This window comes from Actinomadura opuntiae, assembly GCF_030283205.1.
Lineage (GTDB): Bacteria > Actinomycetota > Actinomycetes > Streptosporangiales > Streptosporangiaceae > Spirillospora.
In genome coordinates this window covers 71,762-83,591 of record NZ_JASNWF010000034.1, presented here as the reverse complement: position 1 = coordinate 83,591, position 11,830 = coordinate 71,762, and the positions used below count along the sequence as shown (strand labels likewise).

Annotated in this window: 11 protein-coding genes; 7 read left to right on the top strand and 4 right to left on the bottom strand. The window is 74.8% G+C overall.

Annotated elements, in window-relative coordinates; translation table 11 throughout:
* The 7 genes from QP089_RS44960 to QP089_RS44930 all read left to right on the top strand — a co-directional run.
* Positions 1–915 (top strand): ABC transporter permease (locus QP089_RS44960; RefSeq protein WP_353070724.1); only part of this gene is annotated, 915 nt, incomplete at its 5' end.
* 21 nt (positions 916–936) lie between these two features.
* Positions 937–1,971 (top strand): ABC transporter ATP-binding protein, encoded by a 1,035-nt coding sequence (locus QP089_RS44955; RefSeq protein WP_285920715.1) that lies wholly within the window; start codon positions 937–939, stop codon positions 1,969–1,971.
* Complete coding sequence (locus tag QP089_RS44950; protein WP_285920714.1) at positions 1,955–2,986, top strand: ABC transporter ATP-binding protein; 1,032 nt, start codon at positions 1,955–1,957, stop codon at positions 2,984–2,986. Before QP089_RS44955 ends, QP089_RS44950 begins: the two co-directional genes overlap by 17 nt.
* Before the next feature lie 43 nt (positions 2,987–3,029).
* Entirely contained in the window at positions 3,030–3,890 is an 861-nt protein-coding gene (locus QP089_RS44945; RefSeq protein ID WP_285920713.1) for a spermidine synthase, read from the top strand.
* Positions 3,891–4,274 carry a sigma factor gene (locus tag QP089_RS44940; RefSeq protein ID WP_353070721.1) on the top strand — a complete coding sequence of 128 codons (384 nt, stop codon included), beginning with the start codon at positions 3,891–3,893 and terminating at the stop codon, positions 4,272–4,274.
* On the top strand, positions 4,271–5,044 hold the full coding sequence (locus tag QP089_RS44935; protein WP_285920712.1) for an SDR family oxidoreductase: 774 nt from the start codon (positions 4,271–4,273) through the stop codon (positions 5,042–5,044). Before QP089_RS44940 ends, QP089_RS44935 begins: the two co-directional genes overlap by 4 nt.
* 173 nt (positions 5,045–5,217) lie before the next feature.
* The gene (locus tag QP089_RS44930) at positions 5,218–7,218 is read left to right on the top strand and encodes an ATP-binding SpoIIE family protein phosphatase (protein WP_285920711.1); all 2,001 of its coding nucleotides are present in this window, start codon (positions 5,218–5,220) and stop codon (positions 7,216–7,218) included.
* A 4-nt stretch (positions 7,219–7,222) separates the two neighbouring features.
* Here the strand turns inward: QP089_RS44930 and QP089_RS44925 are convergent, their stop codons facing one another.
* The 4 genes from QP089_RS44925 to QP089_RS44910 all read right to left on the bottom strand — a co-directional run bounded on the left by QP089_RS44925 (position 7,223) and on the right by QP089_RS44910 (position 11,804).
* Entirely contained in the window at positions 7,223–8,398 is a 1,176-nt protein-coding gene (locus QP089_RS44925) for a VldE C-terminal domain-containing protein (RefSeq protein ID WP_285920710.1), read from the bottom strand.
* 113 nt (positions 8,399–8,511) lie between these two features.
* Positions 8,512–8,898, bottom strand: coding sequence for a DUF2267 domain-containing protein (locus tag QP089_RS44920; RefSeq protein ID WP_285920709.1), 387 nt, complete (start codon positions 8,896–8,898; stop codon positions 8,512–8,514).
* Positions 8,899–8,997: 99 nt separating this feature from the next.
* On the bottom strand, positions 8,998–10,632 hold the full coding sequence (locus QP089_RS44915; protein WP_285920708.1) for an ABC-F family ATP-binding cassette domain-containing protein: 1,635 nt from the start codon (positions 10,630–10,632) through the stop codon (positions 8,998–9,000).
* 203 nt (positions 10,633–10,835) lie between these two features.
* A complete protein-coding gene (locus QP089_RS44910) occupies positions 10,836–11,804 on the bottom strand; it encodes a hypothetical protein (protein WP_285920707.1) in 969 nt (322 codons plus the stop codon).
* Between the last annotated feature and the right edge of the window lie 26 nt (positions 11,805–11,830).

Genomic DNA, 11,830 nt, shown 5'->3' with positions numbered 1-11,830 from the left:
GCCGGCGCGGGCGCGGGCGCGCCGGGCACGTCCGCGGCGGCCGTCGCGGTCGCCGGCGGCGAGCTCGGACGGGCGTCGCTGTGGGACGACGCGTGGCGGGAGCTGCGGCGCCGCTGGGTGTTCTGGGCCTCGGCGGCGTTCCTGGCGGTGGTCGCGCTGATGGCGGCGGTGCCGCGGCTGTTCACGAGCACGGGCGTCAACGAGGGCTGCGACCCGAACGTCGCCAAGCTCGGGCCGTCGGGCGCGCACTGGTTCGGCACCGACCTGGCCGGCTGCGACTACTACGCGCACGTGGTGCACGGCGCCCGCCCGACGCTGCTGATCGGCGTCGCGGTCACGCTGTTCGCGTTCGCGATCGCGCTGGTGTTCGGGATGCTGGCCGGCTACTACGGCGGCCTGCTGGACATGCTGATCGCGCGGCTCACCGACGTGTTCTTCGGGCTGCCGTTCGTGCTCGGCGCGACCGTCATCCTGGTCGCCTTCCCCAGCCACGGCATCGGCGCGATGACGCTGGTGCTGGTGCTGCTCGGCTGGACCACGATGCTCCGGATCATGCGGGCGCAGGTGATCGCCGTCCGGGACGCCGACTACGTGCAGGCCGCGCGGCTGCTCGGCGCCTCCGACCGGCGGATCATGGCCCGGCACGTCCTGCCGAACGCGATCGCGCCGGTGATCGTGGTCGCCACCCTCAACATCGGCAACGTGATCGCGGGCGAGGCGACGCTGGACTTCCTCGGCGTCGGCCTGCAGTACCCGAAGGTGTCCTGGGGCCTGCAGCTGAACCTGGCGAAGGACTCCTTCGTCGACCACCCGCACCTGCTGGTCTTCCCCGCGGTGTTCCTGTCGGCCACGGTGCTGAGCTTCCTGATGCTCGGCGACGCGGCCCGCGACGCCCTCGACCCGAAGCTGCGGTGACCCGGAGATGGTGACGCACGCATGACGACCGAGCTGACCGAGGACGTCCCGCAGGAGCCGGCCGCCCCGCCGCCGCTGCTGGAGGTCGACGACCTGCACGTGGTGTTCCGCGTGCGGGGGCGCGACGTCCGCGCGGTGAACGGGCTGTCCTACACCCTCGGCGAGGGGGAGACCGTCGCGATCCTCGGCGAGTCCGGGTCCGGCAAGAGCGTCGCGGCGCAGGCCGTGATGGGCATCCTGGACAGCCCGCCCGCACAGATCACCGGCGGGTCGGTGCGGCTGCGCGGCGAGGAGCTGCTCGGGCTGCCCGAGCGGCGCCGCCGCGGCTACCGCGGCGACCGCATCTCGATGGTCTTCCAGGACGCGCTGACCGCGCTGAACCCGGTGTTCACCGTCGGCGACCAGATCCGCGAGATGTACCGGGTGCACCGCGGGCTCGGCCGGAAGGCGGCCCGCGACAAGGCCGTCGAGCTGATGGAGCGGGTGCGGATCCCGTCCGCCGCGCAGCGGCTCGGCGACTACCCGCACCAGTTCTCCGGCGGCATGCGCCAGCGCATCATGATCGCGATGGCGCTGGCGCTGGAGCCGGACGTGCTGATCGCCGACGAGCCGACCACCGCGCTGGACGTCACCGTGCAGGCGCAGATCATGCGGCTGCTCGCCTCGCTCCAGGAGGAGCTGCGCATGGGCATGGTGCTGATCACCCATGACCTGGGCGTCGTCGCGGGCGTCGCGGACCGGATCGTCGTGATGTACGCCGGGTCGGTCGCCGAGCAGGCCCCCGCCCGCGAGCTGTACGCCCGCCCCGCCCACCCGTACACGCGCGGGCTGCTGGCGTCCGTCCCGCGGCTGGACCGGCGCGGGGACGCGCTCGTCCCGATCAAGGGGGCGCCGCCGAACCCGGCCGCGCTGCCGCCGGGCTGCCCGTTCCACCCGCGCTGCCCGCGCGCCGAGCCGCTGTGCGCCGCCGAGCGGCCGCCGCTGGTCACGGTCGCGCCGGGGCACGAGGCCGCCTGCCATTTCGCCGAGGAGGTGCACGGTGCCGGCATCGTCTGACGGGCCGGGCGAGGACCCGATCCTGCGGGTCGAGGGCCTGGTCAAGCACTACCCGGTCACCCGCGGCGTGGTGGTCAGGCGCCCGGTCGGGCATGTCCGGGCCGTCGACGGGGTCGATCTGGAGCTGCGCCGCGGCGAGACCCTCGGCGTCGTCGGAGAGTCCGGCTGCGGGAAGTCGACGCTGGCCAAGCTGCTGCTGGCGGCCGAGCGGCCGACCGCCGGGACCGTCCGGTTCGAGGGCCGGGACGTGTTCGCGCTGCCGCGCAAGGAGCTGCGGGCGCTGCGCCGCCGCATCCAGATGGTGCTGCAGGACCCCTACTCCTCGCTGAACCCGCGGATGACGGTCGGCGACATCGTGGGGGAGCCGTTCGCCATCCATCCGGAGGTGGCGCCGAAGGGCGAGCGGCGCGCCCGCGTCCAGGAGCTGCTGGAACTGGTCGGCCTCGACCCCGACCACGTCAGCCGGTACCCGCACCAGTTCTCCGGCGGACAGCGCCAGCGCGTCGGGATCGCCCGCGCCCTCGCGCTGCGCCCCGACGTCATCGTCTGCGACGAGCCGGTGTCCGCGCTGGACGTCTCCGTCCAGGCGCAGGTCATGAACCTGCTCGCCGAGCTGCAGCGCGAGCTCGGCCTGGCGTACGTGTTCATCGCGCACGACCTCGCGGCCGTCCGGCACATCTCCGACCGGATCGCCGTCATGTACCTCGGCAAGGTCGTGGAGACCGGCGACGAGGCGCAGATCTACGAGCATCCGACCCACCCGTACACGCAGGCCCTGCTGTCGGCCGTCCCGGTGCCCGACCCGGACGCGCCGGGCTGGGCGGGGCAGATCCAGCTGGAGGGCGAGCCGCCGTCCCCGCTGGACCCGCCGTCCGGCTGCCGGTTCCGCACCCGCTGCTGGAAGGCGCGGGACGTCTGCGCGCAGGACGTCCCCGAGCTGGTGGAGCGCGACGGGTCCGCGCACCCGAGCGCCTGCCACTTCGCCGGGGAGCAGGCTCTGACCGAACAGGCCTGACGCCGGTCATCTCCGCGCGGGACGGTTCCGTAGGGTGGGGGCCATGGCGCGCAAGGACAGGCACGGTCCGCGGCCGGACACGTTCACGATCGCGGGCGGCGAGGCCGAGCTGCTGCGCGACGCCGACCGCGACGGCGGCTGGATGCTGCTCGTCGGCGGCGTCCCGCAGTCCTACGTGGACCTGTCCGACCCCACCTACCTCGACTTCGAGTACATGCGGCTGATGGGCGACGTCGTCGACGCGCTGGGCGTGGAGAACGAGGCGTTCGACGCGGTGCACATCGGCGGCGCCGGCTGCACCCTGCCCCGCTACATCGCCGCGACCCGGCCGGGATCGCGGCAGATCGTCCTGGAACCGGACGCGGAGCTGGTGCGGGTGGTGCGCGAACGGCTGCCCGTCAAGGGCGTGCCGGGCCTGCGGATCCGGATCACCGACGGGCGCAGCGGCATCGCCGCGCTCGCCGACGAGTCCGACGACCTGGTGGTGATGGACGCCTTCGCCGAGGCGTCGATGCCGGTGGAGCTGGCGACCCGCGAGTTCGTGCTGGACGCGGCGCGGGTGCTGCGGCCCCGCGGGGTGTACCTGGCGAACGTCGCCGACGGGTTCCGGCTGCCGTTCGCGCGCCGTGTCGCCGCCACCGTCCGGTCGGTGTTCCCGCACGCGCTGCTGATGGGCGATCCGGGGGTGCTGCGCGGGCGCCGGTTCGGCAACCTCATCCTCGCCGGATCCCGCGAGCCGCTGCCGGTCGCCGAGCTGACCCGGCGCGCGGCGGGCGGCATCGCCCGCGCCCGGATGGTGGCGGGCGACGACCTCGCCGCGTTCTGCGCCGGCGCCGTGCCGCTGCACGACGGCGAGGAGATCGTCACGCCCACGCCGCCGCCGCAGGTCTTCGGGAGGTCGTGAATGCAGCCCGGCACCGGGCCCGCGGAGCCCGCGGCCATGGACGAGGACGGGCTGGCGGCGTTCGAGGAGCTGCGGCCCCGGCTGACCGGCCTGGCCTACCGGATGCTCGGCGAGGTGCAGGAGGCCGAGGACGCGGTGCAGGACGCCTACCTGCGCTGGAACGGCACGGACCGGGCCGCCGTCGAGGACCCCCGCGCCTGGCTGTTCAAGGTCGTCACCAACCTGTGTCTCAACCGGCTCGCCTCCGCGCGGGCGCGCCGCGAGACCTACACGGGCCCGTGGCTGCCCGAGCCAATCCGGACAAGCTCGCATTCGCCGCCCGCGCGCTGTCACGCTCTGGGAGACTGCCCGGTCCCTCTTAGCAGACGAAGGAGGAGCCAATGATCATCGTGACCGGGGCGAGCGGGACGCTCGGCGCGCCCCTGACCCGCCGGCTCGCCGCCGCCGACGGCGCGCCCGTGCGCGCGCTGAGCCGGCGCTCCAGGACCGGCGAGGACGGCGTGGCCTGGCACCGGGCGGACCTGAAGACCGGCGAGGGGCTCGCCGGGGCCCTCGCCGGAGCCGAGACGATCGTGCACTGCGCCAGCGACTGGCGGCACTACAAGGACGACCTGACCGCCGCCCGCAACCTCGTCGACGCCGCGTGGAAGCAGGGCGCACCGCATCTGGTCTACATCTCGATCGTCGGCGTCGACAAGATCCCCTACCCGTACTACCGGATCAAGCACCAGGTGGAACGGCTCATCGAGGACTCCGGGCTGCCCTACACGATCCTGCGGACCACCCAGTTCCACACGCTCCCCGCGATGGTGCTGGACGTCCTCACCAAGGTCCCCGGGATCATGCCGCTGCCGTCCGGGCTGCGGGTGCAGCCGATCGACGTGGACGAGGTCGCCGCGCGGATGGCCGAGCTGGCGCTCGCACCCGGGCCCGCCCGCCGGGTCGACGACATGGGCGGCCCCGAGGTGCTGACGCTGGAGGAGATGGCCCGGAGCTACCTCCAGGCGCGCGGCAAGCACGGCGTGCGGCTGCCGGTTCCGCTGTTCGGCAAGACCGCGCGGGGCTTCAAGGAGGGCCACCACCTGGCCCCCGATCACAAGGCCGGCCAGCGGACGTGGCAGGAGTACCTGGAGGAACTCCGGACGCGCGGCTGACCCCGGGGTGCGCGACCGGGCTCCGCGGGGGCGGGCGCGTGCGGCGCGGATCCGCGCCCGGCCCGCGGCGTCCATTCGCCGATAACGGGGGCCGCCCGCAGGAACGAAATTGCGGGCCGGTCTACCGCGCCGTATCGGCCTCATCCGGCGGCGCCATGTCCCATAATCGAGCGATGGAGTCGTCCACCCGAATTCTCATTCTCGGCACGGATTCCTCGGGGAGAATACTCCAGTCCGAGCGGAACGCCGCCGCAGTTCTCTCCGCGAATCCGGACGGTCTCCTGGGCGCCTGCCTCGACGAGGTGATCCCCGGCGCGCTCGAACCGCTGCTGGAGGCGGTGAAGCACGGGCGGGAGCGCACCGCCATGCTCGCCGTCGAGACCTCGGGCGGCGGCACCCTCGACGCGGTCGTCACCGTGCACCCGATGAACGGCGGCGAGCCCGGCGGCCTCGCCGCGCTGGCGGTCATCCGGGTCCCGGTGCCGCTCGCCGACCGGTTCGTCGACCCAGCCGTCATCCGCCGGGCCCTGCTGGACGACGGCTTACCCCGCATCGGCTCCACCCTCGATCTGGAACTGCTCGCGCGCGGGCTGATGGACGTCCTCGTCCCGCACTTCTGCAATTCCGGCGCGCTGATGCTGCTGGAGAGCCATCTCGACGCCGACGAGGCGCCCGCGGGCCCGGAAGGGCCGCCGCTGCGCCGGATGGCGATCGGGTTCGACGACGGCGACCCCGCGTGGGACGCCGCGTTCCCGACCGGCGAGTCCGTCGTCTACCCGGCGGGCACCCCCTACGCTCGATGCCTGGAGACCGGCGGGCCGGAGCTGACCGCGCTGAACGGCGAGGGCGCGGCGCGGCTCGCCGAGGTCTGGCACCGCCCGCCGGTCGCCGACCTGCTCAAGGGCTCGTCGATGCTGCTGCTGCCGATCATCTCGGCGGCGGGCGTGCTCGGCTTCTTCGTCTGCGTCCGCAACGCCGCGCACCGCCCCTTCGACCGCTACGACATCGATATCGGGATGGAGTTCGCCGGCCGCGCGTCGGTCTTCGTGGAGAGCGCCCGGCAGTACTCGCTGGAGCGGGCGACCGCGCTGACCCTGCAGCGCAGCCTGCTGCCGACCGGGCTGTCGGCGCCGTCCCCGATCGAGGTCCACCACCGCTACCTGCCGGGCAGCCGGCTCATCGAGGTCGGCGGCGACTGGTACGAGTCGATCGCGCTGCCGGGCGCGCGGGTCGCGCTCGTCGTCGGCGACGTCGCCGGGCACGGGGTGAAGGCGGCGGTGACCATGGGCCGGCTGCGCACCGCGATCCACACCCTGGCCGAGCTGGAGCTGCCGCCCGCCGAGGCGCTGGAGCGGCTCGACTCGCTGATGCGGACCCTCGGCGACCGCGAACCGCACTTCGCCACCTGCGCCTACGTCGTGTACGACGCGGTCAGCGGCCGGTGCGAGGTCGCCAGCGCCGGGCACCTGCCGCCGCTGCTGGCCCCGCCCGGCGCGGAGTCGTACTACCTCGCGGTGCCGCCCGCGCCGCCGCTCGGCGTCGGCGGCGACGGCCCGATCGTCAGCCGCGAGTTCACCGTCGAGGACGGCACGCTGCTGTTCCTCTACACCGACGGGCTGGTGGAGAACCGGGCCCGCGACATCGACGACGGCCTGGCCCGGCTGCGCGGCGTCTTCGGGCCCGGCGCCGCCGCGCGGCCGCTGGGGGAGCTGTGCCAGGCGGCGCTCGACGGCGTCTACGACGACCAGCACCGCGACGACATCGCGATGCTGGTGGCGCGGCTGTGCCGGATCTCCGAGGACCACCACGCCACCTGGGAGCTGCCCGCCGAGCCGGCCGCCGTGCGGCGGGCGCGGGGCCTGGTCCGCGACCGGCTCGCCCGCTGGGGGCTGGAGGAGCTCACCGACTCCACCGTCCTGCTGGTCTCCGAGCTCGTCACCAACGCGATCAGCCACGCCGGCGGGCGCGTCGGGCTGCGGCTGGTCCGCGAGGGCGGGCTGGTGTGCGAGGTGTTCGACTCCTCCGACGGCCGGCCGCGCGTCCGCCACCAGGACGAGGACGACATGCTGGAGTCGGGGCGCGGCCTGCACGTCGTCGGGCGGCTCGCGCAGCGCTGGGGTGTCCGCCGCACCACCGACGGCAAGTCGGTGTGGTGCGAGCAGGACCTGCCCTGACCGCCTACCGCAGCACCGAGATGTGCACGTGGTCGTAGTGGTTCTGGGTGATGCTCCCGCGGTCGGCCATCGGGCGCCATCCGCCGCCCCGCACGTTCCAGATGTGCTGCTTCCAGATCACGTAGGAGACGCCGAGGCGCCGTGCGTTCGCGACCGCGTACGCCGCGACCTCGTCGCCGTGCCGCTGCGCCTGCGCGCTCGGCATGCGGCCCGCGGTGTTCTCCATGAAGTCGCAGGCCCGCCCGTCGCCGTGGTCCTGCGGGTCGCCGGTGGAGCGGTAGCAGCCGATGGTCGGGAACGGCCCGAACATCCCGTTGATCTCCAGCAGCGCGGTGCGCATCGTCGGCGTCATCAGGTTGCCGGTGATGGGGGTGCGCGGGGGCAGCGTCCCGTCGGGGCGTCCGGTGAACCGGGGCGCGTTCTTGGGCTTGACCGCCTTGGCGGGGGAGGACGCCGCGCTCAGTGCCGCGATCTTCGTCCCGCGCGGCAGGATCCGCTTCAGCCGCTTGCCCAGCTTGCGGACGTCGGTCTTTGGCGCGCTGAGCAGGAGGGCGTTGCCTTCGGGCAGGCCGAGTGCGCGGGCCTGCGCGTGCGAAACGACCGCGTCGACGCTGCCGATCCCCATCGACGCGTACGCGCCGACCCGCACCTGGCCGGGATGCGTGCTGCTGCCCGCCCGCACGACCGTGCCGAGAGGGAACGCGCCGTCCTGCCCGAGCGAGAACGACAGGGCGAGGCCGCCGGACGCCACCGTCCGCCACAGCTGGTCGGATTCGGCGGTCGCCTCCGGCGCGAACGCCCGGAACGACGACGGGTCCACGCCGAGCAGCCCCACGCGGTGCCCGCCGACCTGCGCGCGGGCCGCGTCGACGACCGTGAGCCCGGTGACGCCCTTGAGCCGCCGGGCGCGCTCGACCGCCCGCGCCGGCAGCGGCGTCGACCCGGCGACCAGCAGGTGCGGCGTGTAGCGGCGGGTCAGCGGGGCGACGGCCGGGACGGGCGGCGCGCCCGCCCTGGCGACCGAGACCAGGTCGCCGCGCGGGCGCTCGTGCCCGCCTCCGTCCGCCCGGCCCGTGATGATCACCCACGCGTCGGCGGCGAGGGTCAGCGCCACCGCCGCCGCGACGGCCGCGGGCAGCGCCCTGCCTCGCCTGCGCAGTCCGCCGTCCCGCCCGCGCATCGAGCCGCCCCCGTCCCTTCGGTCCCCTGCGCCGCATCGTAGAGGACCGGTGACGCGCGGCAGCGCCCGGGCGGGACCGCCGCGGCCGGTGGGGCCGCCCGGGCGGGCGCGGGTCAGTGCTGGACGGGCTGGGTGCCGAGCAGGTCGTCGTAGTCGGCCGGGAGCTGCGCGATCACATGCTCGAACAGGCCCGGTTCGACGGACGCCTTGACGGCGGCCACCACCGCGCGGGCGTGCTGGCGCGCCTGCGCCGGGCGGGTGCCCTCGGTGTCGGCCACGCGCTGGTAGAACTCCTCCAGCCCGAACTTCTCCCCGCCGCCCTGGCGGGGCAGCGACCCGGCCAGCGCGGGCGGCAGCTGGGCGGCCAGATCGCGGCTCTGGCCGCCGGCCAGCCGCTCGCCGAGGACCGCGAGCGTGGCGCTGATGGCGCGCTCGGCGTGGTCAGGGGTGTCGATGCGCCCGGTCTCGCGGACGGCCGACACCAGTTCGTGCTCCTTCATGATCCCCCCGAAGGTCGGCTCAGACGGTCACGGCCACGCCGACTCCGATACCCGCCAGCGAATCGGGCATTCATCGCAAATACCTGGTCATGGCGGTGATCAGGCCGGTGCGGCGTCCTCCAGCAGCCGGCCCTCCGCCAGCCGCAGCCGGCGGTTCACCCCGACGTCGGCGAGGAACCGCTCGTCGTGGCTGACCACCACGAAGGCGCCCTGGTAGGCGTTCAGCGCGGCGGTGAGCTGGGCGACGCTCGTCAGGTCGAGGTTGTTGGTCGGCTCGTCCAGGAGCAGCAGCTGGGGCGCCGGCTCGGCGTACAGCACGCACGCGAGGGTCGCGCGCAGCCGCTCGCCGCCCGACAGCACGCCCACCGGCAGGTGCGCGCGGTCGCCGCGGAACAGGAAGCGGGCGAGCAGGTTCATCCGCCCGGCCTCCGGCATGCCCGGCGCGAACGCGGCGAGGTTCCGCGCCACGGTGCCTTCGAGGTCCAGCAGGTCGAGCCGCTGCGACAGGTACGCGACGCGGCCGTCGGCCCGCCGCGTGCGCCCGTCGCCCTCAGGGACGAGGTCGCCGTGGATCAGGCGGAGCAGGGTCGACTTGCCGGCGCCGTTCGCGCCGGTCAGCGCGATGCGCTCGGGCCCGCGGATCTCCAGGCTCACGCCGGGCCCGGCGAACACGTCCCGGTCACCGTGGCGGATCCGCATCCGCTCGCCGAGGAAGACCGTCCGCCCGGCGGGGACGGCGGTGCCGGGCAGCTCCAGGCTGATCGCCTGGTCGTCGCGCAGCGCGCGCTCGGCCTCCTGGAGGCGGGCGCGGGCGTCGCCGAGACGCGCGGCGTGCGTCCCGTCGGCCCGTCCGGCCGACTCCTGGGCGCGCCTCTTGCGGGCACCGGCGAGGATCTTGGGCAGGCCCGCGTCCTTGACGTTGCGCGCGGCGTTGCTCTGCCGCCGCGCCGCCCGCTCCCGCGCCTGCTGCATCTCCCGCTTCTCCCGTTTCACCTCCTGCTCGGCGCTGCGGACGTCCTTCTCGGCGGCGTCCTGCTCGACCCGCAGCGCCTCCTCGTAGGCGGTGAAGTTCCCGCCGTACAGGCGCACCTCGCCTCGGTCGAGTTCGGCGATGCGGTCCATCCGGTCGAGCAGGGCGCGGTCGTGGCTCACCACGAGCAGGCACCCGTTCCAGTCCTCCAGGACGTCGTACAGCCGGTGCCGCGCGTCGGCGTCGAGATTGTTGGTCGGCTCGTCGAGCAGCAGGACGTCCGGCCGCTTCAGCAGCTGGGCGGCGAGGCCGAGCGAGACGACCTGGCCGCCGCTGAGGGTGTCCAGGCGGCGGTCCAGGCCGACGTCGCCGAGGCCGAGCCGGTCGAGCTGGGCGCGGGTGCGCTCCTCGATGTCCCAGTCGTCGCCGATGACGGCGAAGTGCTCCTCGGCGGCGTCGCCGGACTCGATGGCGTCCAGCGCCCGGATCACCGGGGCGACGCCGAGCACGTCGGCCACGGTCAGGTCGCCGGCGAGCGGGAGCGTCTGCGGCAGGTGGCCGAGGACGCCCTCGACCGCGACGGTGCCGGCGGACGGCCGCCGCTCGCCGGCGATCAGCTCGAGCAGCGTGCTCTTGCCGGCGCCGTTGGGCGCGACCAGCCCGGTCCGGCCGCCGCCGACAGAGAACGACAGGTCGTGGAAGAGCGGGACGTCGCCGGGCCAGGAGAAGGACAGGCCGGAGCAGATGATGCGTGCGTCGGACACGTGAACGACCTCGTGGAAGGCAGCGGGCGCGCGGGAGCCGCCCGGGCAGGGGCAGGGAAATGATCAGACGACGGCGCGGCCACGGCGGCGGCGCTCGTCCGCGCGCACCGGTGGCCGATCACATCCGGGATCACCCGGAGATGTCGTCTTCACCCGCCACTTCTGGTCTCCCTCTGCGAGATCATTCGTCCGTCACCACTGTATCAGCGGGCGGTTCCCAGCCTGCCGAGCAGCACCGCGGCGGCGTCCTCGGCGAGGGCGCCGGGCAGGTCGGAGCCCGTCCGGCGGGCGGCCGCGGCGCGCAGCCGGACACCGGCCGCCGCGCTCGCCGTCGCGGTGGCGGCGGCGAGCAGCACCGGCGGCCCGCTGCGGATCCCGTCCCGCCGGGCCACGGCCCGGGCGGCGGTCGCCGCGAGCAGCACCCGCGGCGCCAGGACCTGGGGCGAGGTGCGCGGCGGCGCGGACGGCAGCTTGTCCAGTCCCATCTCGGCCACCGTGAGCAGGCCGTTCACGGTCTTGACCGCGGGATGCGAGAGCCGCCCCGACAGGCCCGGATGGTAGCGCCGCGAACGCATCGCCAGCGCGCTGAGTCCGGCGGAACTGCGGGCGCCCGTGGCCGCCCCGAGCGCCGCGGCGCGCACCAGGGCCCGGCCGGACGCGCGGTCGGGCGCCGGCTGCCGGAGGGCCTTGCGCTCCTCGTCGGCGCGGAACATCGCGGCGAGCGCGGCATGCGTCGTGATCCCGTAGATGAGGTGCGGCACGGCGTCGGAGATCCAGTCCGTCCTGCTCCAGGTGCGCGGGTCGGAGATCCCCAGCCGCGCGATCGGCAGGTCGGCCGCCGCCATCGCGGCCGCGCCGAGCAGCGGCCCGCCGATGATCGTCGGCAGCCGGATCCCGGCCGCGCGCAGGCCGCCCGCCAGCGCGCCCACGGCCACCCCGGCGAGCGACCCGCTGAGCGCGCCGAGACCCTCCAGCCGGTCGCCGCGCTCCCGGTCGTCGCCGGGCACGCGCACGCCGGCGAGGCCGGCCAGCTCGGAGACGACGGCGGCCGGCGTCCCGCTCGCCGGCCGGCCCCGTAGCGCCATGTCCGCTTCGGTCGTCGCATTGAGCGCGGTCGTGCCGGCGGCGCCGGCCGCCATACCGCGCAGGACGCCTTTGAGTAGTGAGGTCACGCGGAGGCCACTACCCGCGCTCTCCG